This is a genomic window from Solibacillus isronensis (assembly GCF_900168685.1).
Taxonomy (GTDB): Bacteria; Bacillota; Bacilli; order Bacillales_A; family Planococcaceae; genus Solibacillus; species Solibacillus isronensis_A.
In genome coordinates this window covers 887641-909258 of sequence record NZ_FVZN01000014.1, presented here as the reverse complement: position 1 = coordinate 909258, position 21618 = coordinate 887641, and the positions used below count along the sequence as shown (strand labels likewise).

25 protein-coding genes are annotated in these 21618 nt (G+C 38.1%); 8 read left to right on the top strand and 17 right to left on the bottom strand.

Features of this window, described 5'->3' with window-relative positions:
• Nucleotides 1-10: 10 nt before the first annotated feature.
• The 12 genes from rpsA to B5473_RS12985 all read right to left on the bottom strand — a co-directional run bounded on the left by rpsA (nt 11) and on the right by B5473_RS12985 (nt 12223).
• On the bottom strand, nt 11-1153 hold the full coding sequence (gene rpsA, locus B5473_RS13040; protein ID WP_079525839.1) for a 30S ribosomal protein S1: 1143 nt from the start codon (nt 1151-1153) through the stop codon (nt 11-13).
• Between the two features lie 115 nt (nt 1154-1268).
• Complete coding sequence (gene cmk / locus B5473_RS13035; RefSeq protein ID WP_079525837.1) at nt 1269-1943, bottom strand: (d)CMP kinase; 675 nt, start codon at nt 1941-1943, stop codon at nt 1269-1271.
• 264 nt (nt 1944-2207) lie between these two features.
• Nucleotides 2208-2861, bottom strand: coding sequence for a flagellar brake protein (locus tag B5473_RS13030; protein ID WP_079525835.1), 654 nt, complete (start codon nt 2859-2861; stop codon nt 2208-2210).
• A 108-nt stretch (nt 2862-2969) separates the two neighbouring features.
• Nucleotides 2970-4253 (bottom strand): PepSY1/2 domain-containing protein, encoded by a 1284-nt coding sequence (locus B5473_RS13025; RefSeq protein WP_079525833.1) that lies wholly within the window; start codon nt 4251-4253, stop codon nt 2970-2972.
• Nucleotides 4254-4266: 13 nt separating this feature from the next.
• The gene (gene sleB, locus B5473_RS13020; protein WP_139377739.1) at nt 4267-5055 is read right to left on the bottom strand and encodes a spore cortex-lytic enzyme; all 789 of its coding nucleotides are present in this window, start codon (nt 5053-5055) and stop codon (nt 4267-4269) included.
• 162 nt (nt 5056-5217) lie between these two features.
• The gene (gene prsW, locus B5473_RS13015) at nt 5218-5892 is read right to left on the bottom strand and encodes a glutamic-type intramembrane protease PrsW (RefSeq protein WP_079525830.1); all 675 of its coding nucleotides are present in this window, start codon (nt 5890-5892) and stop codon (nt 5218-5220) included.
• Nucleotides 5893-6020: 128 nt separating this feature from the next.
• Nucleotides 6021-6986, bottom strand: a complete 966-nt coding sequence (locus B5473_RS13010; RefSeq protein ID WP_079525828.1) for an asparaginase — start codon at nt 6984-6986, stop codon at nt 6021-6023.
• 12 nt (nt 6987-6998) lie between these two features.
• The gene (locus tag B5473_RS13005; protein WP_079525826.1) at nt 6999-7964 is read right to left on the bottom strand and encodes a YpdA family putative bacillithiol disulfide reductase; all 966 of its coding nucleotides are present in this window, start codon (nt 7962-7964) and stop codon (nt 6999-7001) included.
• A gap of 41 nt (nt 7965-8005) precedes the next feature.
• Nucleotides 8006-8764 (bottom strand): metallophosphoesterase, encoded by a 759-nt coding sequence (locus tag B5473_RS13000; protein ID WP_079525824.1) that lies wholly within the window; start codon nt 8762-8764, stop codon nt 8006-8008.
• A 178-nt stretch (nt 8765-8942) separates the two neighbouring features.
• A complete protein-coding gene (locus B5473_RS12995; protein WP_079525822.1) occupies nt 8943-9659 on the bottom strand; it encodes a LysM peptidoglycan-binding domain-containing protein in 717 nt (238 codons plus the stop codon).
• An 81-nt stretch (nt 9660-9740) separates the two neighbouring features.
• Nucleotides 9741-11186 carry a RecQ family ATP-dependent DNA helicase gene (locus B5473_RS12990; RefSeq protein WP_079525820.1) on the bottom strand — a complete coding sequence of 482 codons (1446 nt, stop codon included), beginning with the start codon at nt 11184-11186 and terminating at the stop codon, nt 9741-9743.
• Nucleotides 11183-12223, bottom strand: a complete 1041-nt coding sequence (locus tag B5473_RS12985) for a helix-turn-helix domain-containing protein (protein WP_079525818.1) — start codon at nt 12221-12223, stop codon at nt 11183-11185. Before B5473_RS12985 ends, B5473_RS12990 begins: the two co-directional genes overlap by 4 nt.
• A gap of 102 nt (nt 12224-12325) precedes the next feature.
• Between B5473_RS12985 and B5473_RS12980 the strand changes: the two genes are divergently transcribed.
• The 5 genes from B5473_RS12980 to B5473_RS12960 all read left to right on the top strand — a co-directional run bounded on the left by B5473_RS12980 (nt 12326) and on the right by B5473_RS12960 (nt 14968).
• Nucleotides 12326-12574 (top strand): ferredoxin, encoded by a 249-nt coding sequence (locus tag B5473_RS12980; protein WP_008404945.1) that lies wholly within the window; start codon nt 12326-12328, stop codon nt 12572-12574.
• Nucleotides 12575-12716: 142 nt separating this feature from the next.
• Nucleotides 12717-13493 (top strand): enoyl-ACP reductase FabI, encoded by a 777-nt coding sequence (locus tag B5473_RS12975; protein ID WP_079525816.1) that lies wholly within the window; start codon nt 12717-12719, stop codon nt 13491-13493.
• 114 nt (nt 13494-13607) lie between these two features.
• Nucleotides 13608-13856, top strand: coding sequence for an excalibur calcium-binding domain-containing protein (locus tag B5473_RS12970; protein ID WP_254865393.1), 249 nt, complete (start codon nt 13608-13610; stop codon nt 13854-13856).
• A gap of 14 nt (nt 13857-13870) precedes the next feature.
• Nucleotides 13871-14569 carry a glycerophosphodiester phosphodiesterase gene (locus B5473_RS12965; RefSeq protein ID WP_079528695.1) on the top strand — a complete coding sequence of 233 codons (699 nt, stop codon included), beginning with the start codon at nt 13871-13873 and terminating at the stop codon, nt 14567-14569.
• A gap of 216 nt (nt 14570-14785) precedes the next feature.
• Nucleotides 14786-14968 (top strand): hypothetical protein, encoded by a 183-nt coding sequence (locus B5473_RS12960; RefSeq protein ID WP_254865311.1) that lies wholly within the window; start codon nt 14786-14788, stop codon nt 14966-14968.
• 142 nt (nt 14969-15110) lie between these two features.
• Here B5473_RS12960 and B5473_RS12955 read toward each other — a convergent pair whose 3' ends face one another.
• The gene (locus B5473_RS12955; protein WP_079525806.1) at nt 15111-15311 is read right to left on the bottom strand and encodes a cold-shock protein; all 201 of its coding nucleotides are present in this window, start codon (nt 15309-15311) and stop codon (nt 15111-15113) included.
• Between the two features lie 358 nt (nt 15312-15669).
• On the opposite strand from B5473_RS12955, the gene B5473_RS12950 reads away from it, so the two are divergent.
• On the top strand, nt 15670-16233 hold the full coding sequence (locus B5473_RS12950) for a nitroreductase family protein (protein WP_079525801.1): 564 nt from the start codon (nt 15670-15672) through the stop codon (nt 16231-16233).
• An 85-nt stretch (nt 16234-16318) separates the two neighbouring features.
• Here the strand turns inward: B5473_RS12950 and B5473_RS12945 are convergent, their stop codons facing one another.
• Nucleotides 16319-16732, bottom strand: a complete 414-nt coding sequence (locus tag B5473_RS12945; RefSeq protein ID WP_079525799.1) for a MarR family winged helix-turn-helix transcriptional regulator — start codon at nt 16730-16732, stop codon at nt 16319-16321.
• A gap of 174 nt (nt 16733-16906) precedes the next feature.
• Here B5473_RS12945 and B5473_RS12940 point away from each other — a divergent pair, with 174 nt between their 5' ends.
• Both B5473_RS12940 and B5473_RS12935 read left to right on the top strand, forming a co-directional pair.
• On the top strand, nt 16907-17410 hold the full coding sequence (locus B5473_RS12940; protein WP_079525797.1) for a CarD family transcriptional regulator: 504 nt from the start codon (nt 16907-16909) through the stop codon (nt 17408-17410).
• A 325-nt stretch (nt 17411-17735) separates the two neighbouring features.
• Nucleotides 17736-18245 carry a DUF3231 family protein gene (locus B5473_RS12935; protein ID WP_079525795.1) on the top strand — a complete coding sequence of 170 codons (510 nt, stop codon included), beginning with the start codon at nt 17736-17738 and terminating at the stop codon, nt 18243-18245.
• A gap of 97 nt (nt 18246-18342) precedes the next feature.
• Here B5473_RS12935 and B5473_RS12930 read toward each other — a convergent pair whose 3' ends face one another.
• From B5473_RS12930 to B5473_RS12920, 3 genes are read right to left on the bottom strand one after another with little or no spacing between them, the layout of a single operon-like run.
• The gene (locus B5473_RS12930) at nt 18343-19254 is read right to left on the bottom strand and encodes an ABC transporter ATP-binding protein (RefSeq protein WP_079525793.1); all 912 of its coding nucleotides are present in this window, start codon (nt 19252-19254) and stop codon (nt 18343-18345) included.
• Nucleotides 19255-19266: 12 nt separating this feature from the next.
• Entirely contained in the window at nt 19267-20481 is a 1215-nt protein-coding gene (locus tag B5473_RS12925; RefSeq protein WP_079525791.1) for an ABC transporter permease, read from the bottom strand.
• A gap of 11 nt (nt 20482-20492) precedes the next feature.
• On the bottom strand, nt 20493-21608 hold the full coding sequence (locus B5473_RS12920) for an ABC transporter (RefSeq protein WP_079525789.1): 1116 nt from the start codon (nt 21606-21608) through the stop codon (nt 20493-20495).
• Nucleotides 21609-21618 lie beyond the last annotated feature (10 nt).

Sequence of the window (21618 nt, the reverse complement as noted above, 5' to 3'; positions counted from 1 at the left end):
TTTCGTACTATTATTTTTTGAATCCTTTTAGCTGATCACCGATAACATCGCTGAATGAGAAGCCTTTATTTTCTTCAGGCAGCTCATAATCGAAATCCTCGTCGCTCGCTGAATCTTCCTGCAATGCTTTAATGCTTAGTGCAAGGCGTTTTTCCGCTTCATTCACCTCAAGTACTTTTACTTCCACCTCTTGTCCGTCTTTTAAGACTTCATGCGGTGTGGTAATATGCTTGTGGGAAATTTGAGAAATATGGACAAGACCTTCTACACCAGGGAATACTTCTACAAACGCACCGAATGTAACAAGACGTTTTACAGTACCCGTTAAAATTGCGCCTTTAGAAGCCTTTTCTTCGATGTCTGTCCACGGACCAGGCAGCGTATCTTTGATCGATAATGAAACACGCTCATTCGGAATATCGACTGAAAGCACTTTTACAGTTACAGATTGTCCTTCCTGTAATACCGTTGAAATATCTTCAACATGTTCATGCGCTACTTGTGAAATGTGGACTAATCCATCGATGCCGCCCAAATCAATGAACGCACCGAATTTCGCCAAGCGCTGAACAGTACCTTCCAGCATATCACCCTGATGGATGTTTTGAATCACTTGTTGCTTTTTCGACGCCTTTTCTTCATCTAGTACTGCACGATGAGATAAAATAAGTCGGCCTTTTTCTTTATCTAACTCTGTAATTTTTAAACGTAAAGTTTTGCCTTTGTAATCCTCAAAATCTTCAACAAAATAATCTTCAACGAGTGAAGCCGGAACGAAACCGCGCACGCCTAAATCGACGACAAGTCCGCCTTTCACAACATCTTTCACTTCTGCTTCGAATACTTCACCAGATTCGAATTTTGCTTTTAATTCATCCCACGCGTGCAGTGCATCTACTTTGCGTTTTGATAATACAAAATTCTCTTCTTCAACTTTCGTAATCATAAGCTCTAGCTGATCGCCAACTGAAACTATATCAGAAGCTTTTTCAATGTGTAAGCTTGAAAGTTCGCTAATAGGTATAATCCCGTCGAAAGGTGCCCCCTCGATCGAAACCGTTACTGACTTCTCTTCAACCTGTTCAGCAACACCTTTCACAATATCTCCTTCTTGAAATTTTTGGTTTGACCCTAAATTCATTTCCTCAGACATATGTAGCCCTCCTTCGCGTATTCCACTTTTATTTTATTCGATAAGTTCTACAAAGACAAAAAATAACCCTTTATTTTCAGAAATTTCGTACGTTAGCTTCATTTTTTAATAGCGTTTACTGCATTTTTTGCTGCGCTAATTTCAAAATTTCCTGCGCTGCTTCATCAATTGATAAATGCGTCGTATCTAAAAATAAAGCATCTTCTGCTTGGATGAGCGGTGAAGCTTCACGTTCACTATCAAGCTTGTCCCGCAGTGCAATTTCCTTCTGTAATGATTCGATTGTTGAAGGAATACCGCGGCGTTCATTATCCAGGAAGCGTCGATGTGCACGTTCTTCAACTGTTGCAGACATGTAGATTTTAAGCTCTGCATCTTTTAATACATGTGTTGCAATATCACGTCCATCCATGACAACCCCGCCGTCCGCAGCCAGCTTTTGCTGCATCGCTACTAGGATTTCACGAATATTTGCATGTGCTGCAACTTCTGAAACATTTGCCGTAACTTCATTTGAACGTATAGCCTGTGACACATCTTGTCCATCCACAAAAACGAGTTGTCCCTGCTCCGACGGTTTTAATGTAATCGCCGTTTCTTGCAGCATTTTTTCAATCGCTTCTGCGTCATGTAATTGTATGTTTTCTTTCATCGCTTTATACGTCACTGCCCGATACATTGCACCTGTGTCGATATATGTAAATCGAAGTGCTTCGGCTACAATTTTTGCAATGGTACTTTTCCCCGCACCTGCAGGACCATCAATTGCAATTTGAATTTTTTTCATCATAATTAACTCCCTACTTTCCGTTGCTATTGTATCATAACCGAAAAAAATATTACCTTCTTTACGCTATATTTTTTTGAAAAAAAGCTGCCCCTCCATACAATCCGGACCGTCTTCCAACACATTCGTATTAGTTATTTAAAACAGGCTGGCACATAATGCAAAAATGCCATTTTTCTCGGGGAAAAATGGCATTTTTTTCTGTGTGTAAAAATATCCGTTTTCTATTTAAGCATTCTTTCTAATCAAAGTTCTAGCCAATCTCGCTTATAATTCATTCATTTCTTTTTTGCGGATCATTACTTGTCGTTCGAAGCAGAAACGGACAATTTGCTGCTTATCATAATCATCCGTATCCGTGAAGTTCAATGATGCCATCGTCATTTCATTACGTTCGAACATGTTCACGACTCTCGCATCTGTTTCGACATAGCGAATTTCACCATTTACAAATGGCAGGACGACAAAAGCCTTAACAGTATCACCGTCAGTAAAATTGACGGGTGACTTGATATGAATTAATGTTCCCCCAGCGCTAATGTCTTCGGCCGCAAACTGAAATTTCCGTCCGTCATGTTCAATGGCAATATCTACAGGTGTTTCTACACGAACATATTCGCGTCGCTGGATTTTAATAAATTCTACAGCAGGTGGACACGCAAGCAGTATCATCTGAACATTGCCGCCTTTACGTCCTAAAACTTCTGTATTAAAGCAGAAACTTTCTCTTTTTTCCGTACTGAATGTTGCACGGAATTGTGCGCCATCTATTAAAAAAGCGATTTTTTTAGTTGCCGTATTAATTGGATAATCGATAAAAATCATATTGTCTTGTCGATCGACAACACGACATTTAAATTTTTCGACCCTTTCCGTATAGGTTGGCTCCAGCGTTAGTTGCGTTCCAATTTTTAGTTCCATTTGCCTCTCCCCATAAGAAATTATTGATACTTTATTATCTCATAGGAATGTGAATATAGCTATATTTTTACAATTAATTTTGCTGGACGTTGTACCTGATACATGGCACTAAAACACTTTTTCGTTTTTAATTACTTCATGTGTTTCTGCATCAATTACAACACGATACGTATCCTGCGTCTTATTGTCGAGCCTTGCAATAACTTCATAGCATTTACGAAGTTCCAGATTTCCATTGCCCGTATAAATTTTTTGCACTTGTTCAACACCTACATGATCAGCAAAAAATTTATCCCAATCGATCGGCACTTCGCTTTGCTCTTTAATTTTTTCTTCCTGAATATATTCCATTGCGTTGACACCTAAAATCTCCGCATTATCCTTCGCAATTTTCACTTGAATACTATCCGGGTAAATTAAAGCTTCATCATCTCCATGCACTCTCGTAAACACAAGATGCCATGCTTCGTGATTTTCTCGTGATTCTGAAAGCTTCACATCCGTGTATCCCACTTTATTCATAAAGCTTTTTGCAGTGTTTAAAATTTCTTCATGTGAACGAGCATCTTTTTTAACCGGCCGTTCTAACAGGAACGAAAGAAGATGACCGCCATTTTCTGTTATGTCGGCATAACCGATTTTTGAACCGTGGATAAATTGAATATGATAGAACGGATATGGTGCATCATCACTGCTTTTCGTAACCGTTACAATCGAATCATCAATATTCGGGAAAAAGTTTTTAAATTTTTGAATGGCTTCGTTCTTCGTAATTTTTTTATCTTTTAAATGCTGTAATTCCCGCTTTTTCTCATAGTCCGATTCACTCGCTGTTAATGGAAAATCGGTTTCGTTATATGTTTTTAATTGTTTCGATACGTTCATAAATGGCGAATCTTTAAGATTTGTCGTATGATTCGTTGACCATTTTTTTAAATTGCCATCGTTTTCATAAAATGCAACAGTCGCAATATTCCATTCCTCAGCGAATGCATGTAAATTGGAAGCAACCGTTCCCATTTTATTTTGCCAATTTTCATAGTCTCCTGTAGCGGCCGCTTGTTTTGCATTATCACCGATTTTTCCTAAATAACGCATCCATTCATTTTGTACTTCTGCCTGGATCGGTAAATTCGCGACAGTTTTTCTTAAATCACTGCTCATCCTCCAGATTGAGTCCAATTCATTATTTAAAGCTTTTTCATCCTGAAAAAGTAAAGATTGTTCCACCGCTGTATGCAATGTCGATAATTTTTCAGTCGCTGCCGAAAGGTCCCTTGACTGGGTAGCATATACAGCTCGCTCCAAATCCTTATTTTGTGTAAATAGATCAAAGGAAACAAAGGCTAATATGACGACAAATAAACCTAATAAATATGCAAATTTTTTCATGTTTTACCCCCGCCTATAAGCAGAAAATATGCTCACCAATTTGTTTGATTTGAGGTCTAGACCAAATCCAATCACTTGTCGCTGTAACAGGATTAAAATAATACAAAGCATTCTCGGATGGGTCCCAGCCGTTAATCGCATCTAATACAGCCTGTTTGGCACGTTCATTTGGTGTAAGCCAAATCTGGCCGTCCGCAACCGCTGTGAAAGCTAATGGCTGGAAAATAATTTCCGAAATCGTATCCGGAAATTCCGGGGATTCCAGACGATTCAAAATTACTGCTGCAACAGCAACTTGTCCTTCATACGGCTCGCCTCGTGCTTCCCCGTATACTGCATTCGCTAAAATTTGCAAGTCCTGATCTGTGTAGCCTGGCGGAAGCTGCATGGAGGTTGTATCATTTGCACTTTTACCGCCATTCCCGCTTTTTTTCACCTGATTTTCCAACGCTATTCCGCCATAATACGTAAAGCTGTTCCCTGCATTGATTTGTTTATGAACCCATGCTTTATCAAAATCCGAATTATTCTCTAGCTTTTCCTTTGTCGACCTTCCGGCAATCCCGTCTACAGGTAGTCCGTACTGCTCCTGGAAATTACGAAGTGCCCAATACGTTCCGTAACCAAATTTCCCGTCAATTTTTCCATTATAGAAACTTAAATATTGAAGTCGTGCCTGTAACTCAATTACATCGTCACCAAATGCACCTCGCTGCACATCCTGACCTGAAAATGCAAATGTATGACTTACAAAACTACTTGATATAATGAATACGAACAAGACGATTTTTTTCACTGCCATTTCCACTCCTTTTTCAGTAGGATGGAGAAAATTGAAAAGTTTATACATTGTAAAGTTGCTTTTTTATGTCTATAGAAAATATTTTCTTCACTTATTTTGAGTTTGCTAATCCGTTTTTTACATAGAAAAAGGTTTGCTACAAAAATATTTGTAACAAACCTTTTATAAATGATTGCTGCGGGATAAATGTTCAATTAGATGTTCGTGTGCCTGCTTTACTTTGCGCAATGCAAAAGTCCATAAAAACAACATAAACGGCAGCATCGCATACATAAAGTATTCTTCTAACATTAAAATTGAATTATACATAATATGAAGTCCTATAGGAGCAAAGAGGGCAAGCGCAATGTATTTCTTCTGTATTTCGTCACTTGAAAACTTCCCTTTTCCGTAATAGTAACCCATTACTACACCGAACAGTGCATGACTCGATACCGGCAATAACGCTCGCATAAAAGCTTGATCAATTCCGAATGATAATAAATAGAGGACGTTTTCCACAGTAGCAAAGCCCAATGAAACTGCTGCACCATACAAAATACCGTCATACGGATCGTCAAACTCAAAATGACGTAAAATTACCGCTAAAATAATGAGCCATTTTACGAATTCTTCTATCGAACTGGTAAATACAGCATTGATAAAAAAGGGATTCGAAAATGTCTGTTCTTCTTTAATTACGAACTGTATAAATAAAACGGGGAATGTAATAACCCCGCCATATATGAAAGAATGCATAAGTGTACGCCGTGGCTCGGTATCCATCTCATTGCGTAAATAAAAGTAGCTTAAAAGGGCTAAACCCGGCGCAATCGCTGCTGATAAAAGTATAAACATCATGCCGGCTCCTTTCGATTCTCGACTCTTAATTAGTATAGCACTATTTTTTTCATAGCAGTGTAGCATACCCAATATTTGTCTAGAAAATATAAAAACTCGGCTAATTTACTGCCGAGTTTTTATAATTAATGCATAAATGTATCAAAATCCGTATTACCGTTTGCAATCATCAACAGGAGCTTCAGACGTGCTTTCTTCGGATCAAAGTCCCCGCCCATAATGACACCGGTATCTTTCAAGTAATTTGCACTACTGTAATAATCGTATGTCGGGAAAACACGTCCCTCTTCAGTCGAAGTGGTTAATACAACTTTCGTTCCTTTTTGACAAAGCTTTTCGATCGCATCCATCATTTTCGGGGCAACTTGTCCTCGGCCGGCACCGACTAGCACCACACCTTCAACATTTGCTTCGTAGAGGGCGTCCAAAATAATAGAGCTTGCCCCTAAATAGGCAAATACAATTTCAACAGCAGGATAGCTTTCTTTTTTTTCGTATACTTCTTTATGGGTTGGCTTCTGATAAATGATGACCTCATCATTATCGATAAAACCCAGCATCCCGTAGCCGATTGAACCAAAACCGTTAATGCTTGATGAGTGCATTTTTTTTACGTATTTGGAATGAATGATTTTTTCATTAAAGACAACGCACACCCCAATATTTTTTGCCTCTTCATTTGAAGCAACCAATAAGGAGTTACGCAGATTGGAATAAACATCTGTACCAATATCGCCAGGTGATTTTTGTGAACCTGTTACAATTACCGGACGTTCGTCATGAATTGTCAGCTCTAAAAAGTAGGCCGTCTCCTCTAAACTGTCCGTACCATGTGTAATGACAATTCCGCTCACCGTTTGATCTTTAAATACATTTTTGACCGTTTGATTCAGTAGATTTAAATTTTCGAATGTCATATGCATCGATGGAATCTGATATAAATCAATCAATTCAATATCCATCTCATTTTCAAGCTGGCACATCGATAAAATGGCTTGGCCATCGAGCTTACCGGACTCCAGTTTGTTTTTCTTATTGCGTGTACTCGCAATCGTTCCACCTGTCGTAATCAGCACTACTTTTTTCTTCACAACATTCACCCCTTATGTAGTTTGACGAGATATTTTTTGAGCGATCATATTCCCATGAAAGCGGCCGTTTTCTATAAAGATTTCATTAGCATTATTTCCTGCAGCAATGACACCGGCAATAAATAAATTTTCTACATTTGTTTCCATAGTTTCAGGATCAAATGTCGGTCTTCCTGTCTGTTCATCAATCTCGACGCCCATTTCACGGATAAAGCGATGATCAGGATGATAACCGGTCATTGCAAATACGACATCATTAGCGATTGTTTGTGTTTGTCCCTCAATTTCGACAATGACTTCGTTTTCTTTAATTTCTTTTACTTCTGTATTAAAGTGCATTGTAATTTCGCCTTCTCGGACAAGACCTAAAAATTCCGGCAATACCCAAGGCTTAATGCTTGGGGAATAATCATTGCCCCGATAAATGACTGTCACATGTGCACCTGCCTTATTGAGCTCCAATGCTGCATCGATTGCAGAGTTTTTACCGCCGATTACAAGCACATTCAAATCGAAAAACGGGTGTCCTTCTTTAAAATAATGATGGACTTTAGGCAAGTTTTCCCCCGGTATATTCAAATAGTTCGGATGATCGTAATAGCCGGTTGCAATGACTACGTACGGTGTTTCATAGCTTTCTTTATCTGTCTGCACATGAAATAAACCGTCCGTCTTTTTAACACTTTTTACTGATTCAAAACGATTAACATGAAGTTTTTTTGCCTTCACCACTTCGCGATAATAGACAAGTGCCTGATTGCGTTTCGGTTTTCGTTGCTCAATAATAAATGGCACATCACCGATTGCCAGCTTTTCACTCGTACTAAAAAAAGTCTGATGTGTCGGATAATTGTAAATCGCATTGACAATATTACCTTTTTCGATAATGATTGGCGACAATCCGATATTTTGTAGTTCAATCGCTGCAGCTAATCCACAAGGACCTCCACCAACAATGATTGCTTCTACCTTTTGCATACTAACATCTCCTTATTCCAATTCCTATAAATCCTATTTCCTCATTTCAATACATCTTGCTCAAATTTTATTGTAATAATATGACTTTCAGGCTTAGCGCAGAGGCGCAACGGGACAAGAGTCGTACCATACCCGTTACTGACAAGTTCATAGCGGTTTTTGATTTTTTTAAAATATCCGTGTGGCTGCAGTCCAAATTTCCCAAGGCGAATTTGTCCGCCATGTAAATGTGCCCCAATACTGAGCAGTGGCTGAAACTCCCTATGCACTTTGCCGAACAACTCCGGATTGTGTGCAATGAAAACTGTGTTCTTTTCTTCGCATTGCACGATTGCACGCTGGATATTCTGATCCCCGGGACGATATGAAACCGCGCTGACTGACATATTATTTTTGCCTTCGAGCTTGATTGACCCATTCTCTATAATTTGAATATGATGGTCTTCCAGCAGTTGACGCAGCTTTCGTTCACCGAATTCAATATCATTATTCCCCCATATAAAATAGGTAGGACCAAGTTTTTTGAGCATACGTATATTATGAAGCAATGTTTCTTCAGAAGTCCGACAATCGACAAAATCTCCCCCTATGAGGACAGCCTGTATATTTTGATCAATCGAATCAATCATCGCCTCATTAATTTTGCGCGCATGCGTATCCGATATAAAAAATAGTCGGATTGTTTCACTATCGCCATTTGCTTTCACTTCATGTGACCGGATATTATTTTCATGGGCTTCTTTATACATATAGAGAAGCACTGAAATACAGGCGATTCCGATAATACTTATTATGACCATACACGGTCCTCCAATTCAAAAAAGACTAATTATACAATAGCCTGAATTAATGTTTTGATAACCACTATTTTACGCAGTATTATTAAGTTTGCTAAAATAATAAATTTCTTTCATAAAGAAAAAGACGAGAGCCGGAACGGTTCGTCTTTTTACTAGTCGTTATACAAGTTAGAAAAAATTATGGAACAATTACTAAAACCTGCCCTGTTGAAATACTGTCGGATGATAAATTGTTGGCAGCTTTTATTTTATTAACATATTCAGGACTACCATTACCGTAGTACTTTAATGCAATGCGGTATAAATTGTCAGTCGATTGTACAGTATGTGTTTTTTGCTGTGCTTTAGCCGCTTCCTGAGCAGCTTTTTTCTTCGCTTCCTGCTCTTTAGCTTTAGCCGCTGCTGCCTTCTGTGCTTCTTCCGCCTTTTTTATTTCCGCTGCTTCTTTTTCAGCTTTTTCTTTTGCGATTCGTGCTTCCGCTTTTTTCGCTTCTTCAGCAGCTAGTTTTTCTTTTTCTGCTTTAGCTTTAGCCTCATCCACTTCGTCCGTATTGTCATCATTTGTTTCTTCTTTTTCTTCGTCATCGTCAGTAGCAGATGGCTGTGTTTTTGGATCCTGTTTTTGAATCTCCACTACTAAGTCGTCCTTCTTATCCACATTTACGTTTTCACTTGCAGATGTGTTCGGTTCATAGATCAGCCACACATAAGCTAAAATAACTAATGGAATAAAAATTAAGACAACTGTTAAAACCGTCATAATTGGACTTGTTTGTTTTTTTCCGTTTTTCTTTCGATGTCGGCTAACACGTGACATTTTTGTACCTGACTCGTTATGTAGGTCAATCTCTTGACGATGCTCCTCTACCTTCTCCCGGTAATCTTCTTTTGTCATGGCCTGCACCCCTCCAACTACTAAAAATTATAACTTTATTATGACCAATTTCTACATAAAAGTAAACGGTTCGATAGTAGATTAAGAGTTTATTAACAATATTTTCTTGAGACGGTGTTGCCAATTTGTCATTTTAATCATAGTTTTTGAAAGATCTCTCTCTTCAACAAGCTGAGACAGGTCGATTCCACAGTTGGAACAGCAATTTTCCTGCTGCTTCGTTAATTGCTGACCAAAGTACCGAACGACTTGTTTTCGCATACAATCCGAATGTTCAATAAGCTTTAATACAAGCTGAACTTCTTCAAATTTCTTAATCTGTAAATTCAGCATCCGGTTCTTTACTTCCTCGGCTGATTCGCGCGCCAGCCAATAACTTAAAACACGGAAAACCACTTCCGACATTTCACCGTTTGCAAGTAATGACTGCGGCTGTTCCCCGGCAGCTATCACTTCTGTGAAGCGGTCCACATGTATATTTTTAGGCAAATCTTCTGACGCGATAAATTTTGCAAATTGCTCATCACCATCACAATATAACAAAAACGCAACTGCTTTTTTGCCATCGCGACCTGCCCGCCCAATTTCCTGCATATAATTAGACAACGTTGCAGGCATTGTTTCATGAATGACTTGACGGACGTTCTCTTTGTGGACACCCATACCAAATGCATTTGTCGCAACAATCCATTCAAGCTGACCGGCTAAAAATTGCTGCTGTATAAACTGACGGTCCTGCGCTTCCTTCCCTGCATGATAAGCTGCCGCCGAAATATTTTGCTGTAGAAGCTGTAAACTGATCGTCTCTGCTTTTGACCGGGATTGCGTATAAATTATGCCCGGGCCGGCAGTATTTTTAACATGCTCAATAATCCATTCAATCTTTTCCTCACGCTCTGAGAACAGCTTTTTAACTAGATGAATATTTCCCCTGTTTACAGCGTGCATATAGTGAAAAGGTGAATTCATTTTTAAATAGGATTGGATATCCGCCAAAACCGTATCTGTTGCTGTCGCTGATAACGCAAGTATAGGCGGACGCTTCGATTCCGATAATATTTCGCCAATCCTTAAATAGTCCGGACGAAAATCAAATCCCCACTGTGAAATACAATGTGCTTCATCCGCAACAATTAACGAAAGTTCCATTCCCTGGATTCTCGCCTTTACTTGAGGCTGCAACAGCATTTCAGGAGATACGAAAATAAACCGGTACTCTTCCAAATAGTGAAGGGCATATCTTTTCTGGTCTGGAGTTAAAAAGGAATTCAATGCCACAACCCGTTTTTCTCCCATTTGCTTTAATTGATCGACCTGGTCTTGCATAAGCGATAAAAGCGGCGACACAATAAGAACCGGTTTTTGAAATAAATAGCCCGGCAGCTGGTAACAAAGGGATTTCCCCATGCCGGTCGGTAAAATGGCAACAACATCCTTGCCAGCCATTATATTTTTAATGATCTCTTCTTGCCCTGGCCGGAATGCATCATATCCAAAATGTTGCTTTAAGGCACTTTGTAAATTCATGTAGGGGTCGCTCCTTTCGCCAACGTTAGCCGAAGTTGGAAATAGCTTAGCTGCGGCATTAATTCCTTCAATGTTTTTAATCGTTTTGTATCATAGTCTTCAACTGCATCCAGAATTTGTTTTTGTTCTTCACTTGTTACAAATGGCTCAATCGAAAAGTTTGGTTCATTCATAGCCAGTTCGACAATATGATCTTCAATCGTACTCATTTTCAATCGACGAATATGGCTGATTTCTTCCAATGTTCTCCCCGCTCTGTATAACTGGGCGGTTGAGTTTGCCGAAGCAGTCAACACTACTTCCACACGAATATTTTGCATAATTTCATTTAATATCGGGTATTTTGTTTTTTCACGGTACAATTCGTTCAACCAAGTATGCAATGCGCTTATATAGTGCAGTTGAACATCCATTTCCTGCATATTATAGCCAAATGCAAGTTGCTGCCACGTAAATCCCGGTTCATTATAGCCGGTTAATCGATACATGAGTATATCTTTCATGTTTTCTTCGATTGCAATTTCGGATAAACTTGCCGTCATTTCAGTGTAAATTGCTTGTTGCAGCAAGCCGTTCTGATAATGGTGACGCACTAAAAATTGACGTACCCATTGCTGTGTCTGTTCATTTTTTTCAATCGGTATAAACGCTTTTTTATGATGGAGCTGATGTGACAGACTTTGGATAATAAGCGAAAGCCTGCCGTAAAACACGTGCTCATTGCCACGGTAATGCCAGCCATCAAAAGAAAGAGGCACAGGTTGTGAAGCAAGTTGTTTTCCTTGTTCGGTCATTGTATAAAAACCGTTTTCCTCTATTATAATAATATTCTTGGCAAACATGAGATCAATTTGCTCATCAAATTTATGACGAGCTAGTTTTGGGAGCAGCCCAAAGTAGGAATATAAATTAAAGAGTCCCACATCATGAATTGTCTGCCCTGACCGCTTTCCTTTCAATAAATGATAGGCGGCTGAAACTGTCCGTTCCTGCTGAAAAGTATGTAAAATTTTTAAAAGAATTTGTTGGATTAGCATATCAAATCCCTCATTTTCGTAGTATTAGGTTGAAAAGTGCCGAAAACACCATTAGAATAAGTAAGAGCTTTATGGAAACGAACGGATAAAGGAGAGGTAACAATGCCAAAATATACTATCGTAGATAAAGATACTTGTATCGCTTGTGGCGCTTGTGGCGCTGCTGCACCGGATATTTATGATTATGATGATGAAGGAATCGCTTTCGTTATTTTAGATGATAACATGGGTACTGCTGAAGTTCCAGAAGATCTACTAGAAGATATGCAAGATGCATTTGAAGGCTGTCCAACAGACTCTATTAAAGTTGCAGATGAAACATTTGACGGCGACTCATTAAAATTCGAATAGTATACAAACATACGAAACGATTCCTTTCAAAGGGTCGTTTTTTATTTTGCTCTTTTTTCTCATTGCGAATCTATAATCGAGATGTTATAGTTAATATTAGTAGTAGGTACTAATATTAACTAATCATTTTAGGGGTGTCGTTATGGATTTATTGCAATTAAAAGGGAAAAATATTGTCGTAATGGGTGTTGCCAATGAGCGCAGTATTGCTTGGGGCATCGCAAAACGACTATTTGATGTCGGAGCAAATGTTATTTTCACATATCGCAAAGAACGTTCAAAAGGGAAAATCGAAAAGCTTTTAACAAATTACGAAGAGCACAATGCAACAGTTATTGAATGTGACGTAAACAGTGACGAAAGCATTGAAAAAGCCTTCAATCAAATCGGTGAGCAATTTAAAGTAATTCATGGCATTATCCACTCTGTTGCCTTCGCACATGCCGAAGACCTGCACAATCGATTCGTCGAAACAACACGCGATGGCTATGCCTTTGCACAAGATACAAGTGCCTATTCGCTGATTGCTGTAACAAAAGCTGCAAAACCTTATATGACTGAAGGTGGTTCTATCGTTACGATGTCTTATTTAGGTGCACAGCGTGTTCTTGATGGTTACAATGTAATGGGCGTTGCGAAAGCCGCATTGGAAGCATCAATGCGCTATTTAGCAGCAGATGTCGGTGCGGATAATATTCGTGTAAATGCCATTTCTGCTGGTGCGATCCGTACATTGGCAGCAAAAGGTGTTCCAAGCTTCAACCAGATCCTGCATAAAATCGAAGAAACTTCTCCGTTAAAACGCAACACAAATCAGGAAGAAGTAGCTGACATGACAATTGTGATGTTAAGCCATCTATCCCGCGGTGTGACAGGCGAAACGATTTATATCGATAGCGGTTATAATATTATGGGTTAGTCCAAAGCGAATTCACTACCTCCCTTGTGAATTCGCTTTTTTTTATGGTAAAATACTGGAAAATACTGTTTGTGGAGGTTTTTTTCAGTGAAAAAGTATATTTCGGGATTATTAATGGGAGCTGTTTTAATTAGCGGTTTCTCGTTTACGGCAATAGAAGCAGAGGCAGCTACAAAAACAAAAGCAGTCGCTTATAAAAACTGCACAGAATTAAATAAGAATTATAAGGGCGGCGTTGCGAAAGACGCAAAAACAACGAATAAAGGCGGCAAAACAAAATTTAAACCTTTTGTATCAGCAGAGCTTTACAAATTAAATGAAAAAAGTGATCGCGATAAAGGCGGGATTGCTTGCGAAAAATAGGAGAAGTGAATGAAATGAAGATTCTCGCTCACCGTGGTTACAGTGCCAAGTACCCCGAAAATACGATGATCGCTTTTCAGGAAGCTGCAAAGATGGATATTTGGGGAGTTGAATTTGATGTCCATTTAACAAAGGACAACCAGTTAGTCGTTATTCATGATGAATCGATTGACCGTACATCTACAGGTAAAGGCTATGTGAAGGATATGACACTGGAAGAGCTGCGAGCATTCGATTATGGCTCCTGGTTTACTCCGGAGTTTGCAGGTCAAAAAATACCTACATTGGCGGAAACTTTGGCTGTTTTTAAATCAACCCCCTTTCAAATTAATATCGAGATAAAGTCTGATATTTTTGAATACCCCGGGATTGAACCACTCATTGCAAATGAAATTCATGCTTTTAATTTAGAAGACCGTGTTATTATTTCTTCATTCAATCATGAAAGCATTGCGCGTTTCCAGCAAATCATGCCAAATGTGAAAACCGCACTGCTATTCGCTTCGCTTATCGTAAATTTAGAAGAATATGTAGAGAAGCTAGGTGCTGATGCGATACATATCCCCTATTACTACGGGATGCGCTCAATTGTTCAGCAAGCAATTAAAAACGGAATGGTCGTCAGAACTTATACAGTAAATGATGCAGCAATAGCCCGGCAAATGGAATCACTTGGTATGGATGCCGTGTTTTCCGATGTAATAAACCTATAGATGTTAAAAAACTGTTTCAGAAGAACTCTTTTGAAACAGTTTTTTATGTAATATTTAGATAATTATTAGAAAAACGCTTTCAAAGAGCTAAAATTTGTTGAGTTCATTTTATCGTCAAACTTTAAAAGTTTTACCCTTTTTCACCCCCATCCCCTTTGAAGTCAGACGTCTGTTTACTGTATATTAAGAGTAACAACAAACAGATTCGGAGATGAAATGATGAATACAGAAATTTTATCATATGTAGAAAAAATGGAAGCTGCAGTACTAAACGATTTAGTTACAACAGACTCCTCTGACTTATATGAAATTGCAGTTGAAATGATTGCTGAGCATAAAGATGCTTACAAAAATATTTGCCAAGCTTATGAAGTAGTCAAACATAACTTAGTCGGCTAAACTTTAAAAAATAAGCAAAATTAATAGCAGTTCAAATTTTACTTCCCCATAAATTTGAACTGCTTTATTTTTTGTCTAAAATATAATTAAAAAAGAGGGATCCTAATGAAAGGATCCCTCTTATATCGTTACATCATTAAAATTAAAGTTTTACGATGTTTGTAGCTTGTGGTCCACGTTGACCGTCTTCTACTGAAAACTCAACTTTTTGACCTTCTTCAAGAGTTTTGAAACCTTCACCTTGAATAGCTGAGAAGTGAGCGAATACGTCAGAACCGCCTTCAACTTCGATGAAACCGAAACCTTTTTCTGAGTTAAACCATTTTACTGTACCTTGTGTCATTTAAATGACCTCCAATTAATTAAATTTAATAAGATCGCAATTCTTCAAAAAGAAAAAAATTCACATATTACAAAAAGTACCAACTAAACCACGAAATACTTTTTGTAATAGGTGAATTTAATGTCTTATAACTATCTCATTGACCTTAGTATATAGCAAAAAAACGTATTTGTCTACTATAAACTCAATTTTATCTGCTTCATCAATTATTTATGGATAGACGCATATTTTTGCTATTTATCCACATTAACTAACCAAAAATCATTTACTTACTTTTTGTAAGCATTTTGTTTGCAATTATATTTTAGTGTTGGTTAATATAGGAGATGTATTACATAGAACTAGGAGGATTTATTTCATGGTATTACAAGCAAAAGAATTTCGAACAGCGGAACACGACATTTCTGAAGTATTTTTAAATCGTTGGTCACCACGCGCCTATGCAGACACACCTGTTGCCGAAGATGTATTAAACCGTCTATTCGAAGCAGCGCGATGGGCCCCTTCAGCAGGCAACAACCAACCTTGGCGTTTTATCGTAGCGAAAACAGAAGAGGATTTAGCAAAATTCCATCCCGTATTAGTGGAAGGTAACTTAGTATGGGCAAAACGTGCACCTGTTTTAGTATTAGTCGTTTCTGACAATACAAAGGGCTCACATGAGTTTGATGCAGGGACAGCATGGGGCTTCCTGTCACTTCAGGCAGCGAAGGAAGGTTTAATCACACACCCAATGAGCGGTATTCATAAAGATGTAGCAAAAGAAGCATTTAACATTCCGGATACGTTTGATGTGCATTTAGCAATAGCAATTGGCTACAAAGGTGATAAAGAAATGCTGTCTCCTGAATTACAGGCACGTGAAACACCATCAGGTCGACGTCCCTTAAACGAAATTGTATTTGAAGGTTCTTTTAAATAAGATTTAAAACATATTAAAGTAACCGCATGAAGGAAATATTCTTTCGTGCGGTTTTTCAGTTGTCTTCAGTTTGAAATAATCGGAATTAAACTTTAAGGAGCGGCTTTTTGAGCATTTCCAGCAGCAGTTCATATTCTTTATCCCCGATCGTATTCCTTACCATCTTTTCTATTTCAAGCTCCATCTTTTTACTTTCATTAAAAATAACGACACCCTTTTCGGTCAAATGAGCCATCTTTTGTACTTTCGAGCCTTTTATTAATTCGGTCGTAATTAATTCTTTTTCTTGTAAGGAAGTCACAAATTTATGAACCCCTTGCTTTGAAATGTCTAACTGTTTCACTAATTCGGGTACCGTTACATAGCCCTCATATATGTTTTTCAGTACAAACCATTCCGAACTCGTTATATGAAGGTCATTATTTTCATTCCACATAATTTCTGCCTTTTGGCGTAACTGTTTATGTTGGCGATACAATAATTCTATAAAGTCAATCATTGCTTCTCCCCCTTCTTTCTATCAACATAATTCTTAAATAGTCTCAAGCATCATACTAAAGCTAATATATTAATTCAAGTTCATGATACTAATAGGGCATTTAAGTCAACTTAGTTGACTTAAATGGTAGAATACTTTATTATAAAAAGTATAACTTTGTCCGGAGGCGTATATATGTATAAAATTGGTGACTTAACGTTTTATAAATCCCATGGAATTTGCCAGATTGATGGTATTGTAGAACAAAACTTCACAGGTGAACCTATGCTTTACTATGTTATGCAATCTAAAATTAGACCTGGAGTAACACTGTATCATCCTGTTGAGAGTAAAAACTCACAACTTGAAAAAATATTGAGCTATGATGAAGCTGTTCAAATTATGGATTGTTTTTCGAATGAACCAAGCGAATGGAATGACCGTAGTACAAACCGTCAAAGAAATCACGCAGAAATCTTAAGTGCGAATAATCATCTAGAAGCTGCCCAGTTAATGAATACACTCCTACGAAAAGATTTGGAATTACAAAAAGACGAGAAAAAAATTACATCTCAAGACTCCCAAATTTTACAGCAACTCTCAACTATTATATTAGATGTGTTGGAAATTGCGCTTAAAAAGCCAAAAGAAGAGATCGAAAAAGATATTTTTAAACGAGTTCAAGGTCCTACTAACTGATTTATAAAATTAGCTTTATATCATTAACGAGTTGAAGTAAATCCTGTTTACTTCAACACTATTCGTTACTGATTGAATTACCACTTTATACATAAAAATCAATTCAAGTAAGGCGTTTGCTATTTTATTCATTAGCAAGCGTCTTACTTTTTTGTCATTTATAAATTAAGCGGATCTATTCAATCTATTAGTGAATTGTTCGCTTCACCATTCAAAATCAGGTAACGTGCATTATTTTTTTCTCATTTATTAATGAATTAAAACACTTTAATTGCTCATACTACCGTTGTATGAAATCCACCTAATTTTGAAAGGAAGTGTAATGATGGGAATTTTAACGGGTAACCCAAAAGATGAACCGTTACATTATGGAGAAGTTTTTAACATTTGGTCAAGTTTAGCAGCAGGTTACAGTATGATTGCCGGGTATCAGACTTTTTATAATCATGCCGGTGACCACGACTTGAAAAAAATAATTGAAGACTTTGTTCAATTTGCTCGAGAAGAAGTTAAACAATTAGAAAAAATCCTTAAATTAAATGGAGTTGGACTTCCTCCTGCACCACCAGAACGTCCTGAAGCACGAATTGAAAACATCCCGCCAGGAGCAAGATTCAATGATCCTGAAATAAGTGCAGCATTATCTGTAGATGTCGCTGCCGGTTTAGTTGCTTGCAGTCAGGCTATGGGTATGACAATGCGAGAAGATATCGGAATGATGTATGGTCAATTCCATACAGCTAAGGCACAGCTTGGGGCAAAATTATTACGCCTAAACAAATCAAAAGGCTGGCTCATCCCTCCACCATTGCATCTGCACCACCCATTGCATTAATAAAAGTATCAAATACACTTTACTTTGATACAAAATCCCCTTATTCATACGATAAAAACGCCATTCCCTAAATAAGAATGGCGTTTTCGTTAGTTTTCTATACAACTTCATGATAGTAAAGGGCATACAAATCATTCAATGTCACTTTACCAAACGCAAAATCCATTACATTGTTATCCACCAAAAATTCAGTTAGATCGCTTAACAGCATCGGTTCCGAACTAGGAAGATGCAGCAGTGTCATATCTGTAACGAGTGTTTGCTGCTCAATTAGCGGATATTTCTCCTTAAGCAGCGCTTTAACGGATTCTTCCATATTTTTTACCCGTACTGTTTTGATCTTCGCCTGGCTGAACCCTTCAATAATTTCATTCGTATCGACCAGTTTGCCTCCATTGAACAGGAAAATACGGTCGGCGTACTTTTCCAGATTATCGAGCAAGTGCGATGCGATAATGATCATTTTTCCCTCGGCTTTTTTCTTCATTAAAATCTTTGAAATGATTTCAATATTATTCGGGTCGAGCCCGTTCATTACTTCGTCCATCATCATTATTTCTGTGTTCGCTACAATCTGCATTGCAAAACATAGACGCTGACGCATGCCGAGTGAGTATGTACCGGTTTTTTTATTTACATAATGGCCCATATTCAGCGCTTCAATTGTTTCGTCGATCAGTTTCGGATCGGACTTCCACATCGTTGCGAACATTTTTAAATGGGCACGACCGCTTAAATGGTTATATAAATCACTTTGATCCGGCATCATCGACACAAACTCGTGAATTTTCACCTCGTTTGATTTACTCGAATAGCTAAGATTGCCGTTAAACGAAACTTTCCCGCTTGTTGGCGGCAAATAGTTCATAATGACATTCATCAAAGTAGATTTCCCGGTTCCATTTGGTGCCACTAGACCGATCATTTCGCCTTGTTCAAACTTGATCGAAATATCGTTGAGCACTTTTTTATCTGCAAACTGAACGGTAATATTTTCAATAGCAATCATTCGTTATCCCCCCTATTTTATAAGCTTGAAACGTTTAATAAGTGAAATGAGCAGCGTAATCACCAATATTACGGCAGCGCATAATGACAATAACAGCAGACCAAGTTGATAATCTACATTCTCACTTCCTAAATAATAGTTCTGATAACTGGACACAACTTTTCCGACATGGATATACGTCGCAGGAACTTTTTCCACTTCCCAAAAATATCCGATACCGCGGTTCATATAAAACTTTTCGCCAAAAATGACGAATAGTCCCGCCGCCAAGTTCACCATTTCTTGTCGGAACAGTACACTGCTTAAAACCATAACATTGATAATGACGATGAACCATAAAATCAGCAACGATAAAGAGCGGCCCAAAAACATGCCCAATGTCATCATATTAGCTAAACTCTCATTCCCCCATTGCAAGAAATTAAAAGCATACTCGGGTGATGGCAGTTTAAGATGGCCGAAACCTGATTGAACTCCGATTATCATAAAACCAATAAGTAAAGGAACGAATAAAGTGATACTGCCGATAAAAGCAACACCTGTTTTCACGAGCAGCTTCTTCCAGTCGGCAATCGGAAAACCTTTCAGCAAAGAAGGGTGACGACGATCCTTTGTCACAATATCGATCGCCAGTAATAAGGTACAAATAATTAATATTAAAGGAAGCGGGCCTTTCAGAAGTCGCTCAAGCGTCTGCAATGCCGTACGTTGTTCAAAAACACCAATCGACAACTCGTAATTCGCCTTATTAAAAGCACCGTACCGGTAATGTTGATCCATCGCATTTAAAGCACCTTCAACATTTGCAAATTCCCTGTCTGCCACATAATATCGGTCATTATAGAAAAGGTGTTCATTATAAAAAGTCAAATAGTTCATTTGAACATACCAGGCGCTTGTTACTTCCGCATACTTTTTCAGATCATTTGCATCAAGAGCATCCATTCTTGCCTTATCCAGCGGGTTGATATCAGCAAAATCATAATATGCTCTAACTGATGTCGGATGTATTTCCCTTAAATCCCTCTGACTCAAATCATCAATAAATTCCTGACGCGTTAAATAGCGGGCTTCAATTTCCTCCCGATCGACCTTTTCAATAGGATCATAGGCAGGTGCAATCTTAAACGCATAAAATATTGCAGCAAATGCCAAGAGAAAATAGATCGCCAAGTTTTTCTTATTCGTAAAAAACTGTTTCAGTTCAAATTTAAAATATCCGTACATTTCTTTCCCCCCTAGGCCCTTTTAATTTTTCCTGTAGAGAAGAATGTTTTAATGACGAATAACATGATTAAAATACACATACTCATAATCAGTAAACCGATATTCATCGTTACATCCACAGGACGCACTAAATCCAACGGCATTCCATTTAAAATTTCATTGAAGTTCATGAAATGGAACGGATTGTACGGGAACACACTAATAATTGAAGGGAAAATAATAGGTAAAAAGAATAGAATAAAATGGACGAACAATGTCAAATACATATTTTTCAGCAGTACATTTAAAATAATCGATAAGAGCATGACAAATATCGAAATGACCAGCATGTAGACAATACATAGCACAATATAGTGCATACTTGAAATTAATGCCGGCTCCCCCAAGTAAACGGCCACTTTTTCGGAACTATCTCCTAACCCATTGAATAACAAAGGTGCCGCACTGATAAAGATGAGCACAATAAACGCGATAACATACAAAAAGGCGATGATACATTTGGATATCACATATTGGTCAAATCTCACCGGGTAGCCTTTAATAATGCTTGAATGCTCAAAATCATCCAGTAAAATCGAACTCGTATAGAAACTCATAAATATGTACCAGCCAACACCTACTAAACTAAAGAAATACAACAAAAACGGTATGTAATGGGAGATATCGCTAATCGTATTTTTGCCCGATTCGTGCATCGTTTTAAAATATAAGTAATTCATTGAATTTTGAAACTTGGTAGGCAGCAAGTCCTTCACTTTTTCGTACTCATCCATATCAAATGCTTGTTGCCGCAGCTCAGCAATTCGATAGGAAGCCTCATAATACATCGGATAGTTTTCTACCGTTAGCGAGGCAATTTGTAAAGCAACAGCACTTTTCTGCTGGGTCAGATTTTTAAATAAATCACTGCCATCCCCGTCCCTTGAGGCATCCTGAACTTGGAACTTGGATAATACAGCACGCGAACTGTAGTAGTCACCCTTTTTTTCATTGAGCTGATCACCTACTGACTGCGCCTTAATAAAAAACATACATCCGAATACAATAACAATCACTGCTAGTAACGCAACAATATTTTTTAGATTGGAGCGTTCGATTAGCAATCCAACCTTTAATGCCTGCAACATGTGTAATCCC

What these genes read in the sequence shown, in the direction of transcription:
- B5473_RS12920 (WP_079525789.1), bottom strand. Translation starts at nt 21,608, where the DNA reads ATGTTGCAGGCATTAAAGGTTGGATTGCTAATCGAACGCTCCAATCTA.
- B5473_RS13030 (WP_079525835.1), bottom strand. Translation starts at nt 2,861, where the DNA reads ATGGAACTAAAAATTGGAACGCAACTAACGCTGGAGCCAACCTATACG.
- B5473_RS13000 (WP_079525824.1), bottom strand. Translation starts at nt 8,764, where the DNA reads ATGGTCATAATAAGTATTATCGGAATCGCCTGTATTTCAGTGCTTCTC.
- B5473_RS12975 (WP_079525816.1), top strand. Translation starts at nt 12,717, where the DNA reads ATGGATTTATTGCAATTAAAAGGGAAAAATATTGTCGTAATGGGTGTT.
- B5473_RS13005 (WP_079525826.1), bottom strand. Translation starts at nt 7,964, where the DNA reads ATGCAAAAGGTAGAAGCAATCATTGTTGGTGGAGGTCCTTGTGGATTA.
- B5473_RS12950 (WP_079525801.1), top strand. Translation starts at nt 15,670, where the DNA reads ATGGTATTACAAGCAAAAGAATTTCGAACAGCGGAACACGACATTTCT.
- B5473_RS12925 (WP_079525791.1), bottom strand. Translation starts at nt 20,481, where the DNA reads ATGTACGGATATTTTAAATTTGAACTGAAACAGTTTTTTACGAATAAG.
- B5473_RS12960 (WP_254865311.1), top strand. Translation starts at nt 14,786, where the DNA reads ATGATGAATACAGAAATTTTATCATATGTAGAAAAAATGGAAGCTGCA.
- B5473_RS12940 (WP_079525797.1), top strand. Translation starts at nt 16,907, where the DNA reads ATGTATAAAATTGGTGACTTAACGTTTTATAAATCCCATGGAATTTGC.
- B5473_RS12990 (WP_079525820.1), bottom strand. Translation starts at nt 11,186, where the DNA reads ATGAATTTACAAAGTGCCTTAAAGCAACATTTTGGATATGATGCATTC.
- B5473_RS12985 (WP_079525818.1), bottom strand. Translation starts at nt 12,223, where the DNA reads ATGCTAATCCAACAAATTCTTTTAAAAATTTTACATACTTTTCAGCAG.
- cmk (WP_079525837.1), bottom strand. Translation starts at nt 1,943, where the DNA reads ATGATGAAAAAAATTCAAATTGCAATTGATGGTCCTGCAGGTGCGGGG.
- B5473_RS12935 (WP_079525795.1), top strand. Translation starts at nt 17,736, where the DNA reads ATGGGAATTTTAACGGGTAACCCAAAAGATGAACCGTTACATTATGGA.
- B5473_RS12970 (WP_254865393.1), top strand. Translation starts at nt 13,608, where the DNA reads ATGGGAGCTGTTTTAATTAGCGGTTTCTCGTTTACGGCAATAGAAGCA.
- B5473_RS13025 (WP_079525833.1), bottom strand. Translation starts at nt 4,253, where the DNA reads ATGAAAAAATTTGCATATTTATTAGGTTTATTTGTCGTCATATTAGCC.
- B5473_RS12945 (WP_079525799.1), bottom strand. Translation starts at nt 16,732, where the DNA reads ATGATTGACTTTATAGAATTATTGTATCGCCAACATAAACAGTTACGC.
- B5473_RS12955 (WP_079525806.1), bottom strand. Translation starts at nt 15,311, where the DNA reads ATGACACAAGGTACAGTAAAATGGTTTAACTCAGAAAAAGGTTTCGGT.
- sleB (WP_139377739.1), bottom strand. Translation starts at nt 5,055, where the DNA reads ATGGCAGTGAAAAAAATCGTCTTGTTCGTATTCATTATATCAAGTAGT.
- rpsA (WP_079525839.1), bottom strand. Translation starts at nt 1,153, where the DNA reads ATGTCTGAGGAAATGAATTTAGGGTCAAACCAAAAATTTCAAGAAGGA.
- B5473_RS12965 (WP_079528695.1), top strand. Translation starts at nt 13,871, where the DNA reads ATGAAGATTCTCGCTCACCGTGGTTACAGTGCCAAGTACCCCGAAAAT.
- prsW (WP_079525830.1), bottom strand. Translation starts at nt 5,892, where the DNA reads ATGTTTATACTTTTATCAGCAGCGATTGCGCCGGGTTTAGCCCTTTTA.
- B5473_RS12980 (WP_008404945.1), top strand. Translation starts at nt 12,326, where the DNA reads ATGCCAAAATATACTATCGTAGATAAAGATACTTGTATCGCTTGTGGC.
- B5473_RS12930 (WP_079525793.1), bottom strand. Translation starts at nt 19,254, where the DNA reads ATGATTGCTATTGAAAATATTACCGTTCAGTTTGCAGATAAAAAAGTG.
- B5473_RS12995 (WP_079525822.1), bottom strand. Translation starts at nt 9,659, where the DNA reads ATGACAAAAGAAGATTACCGGGAGAAGGTAGAGGAGCATCGTCAAGAG.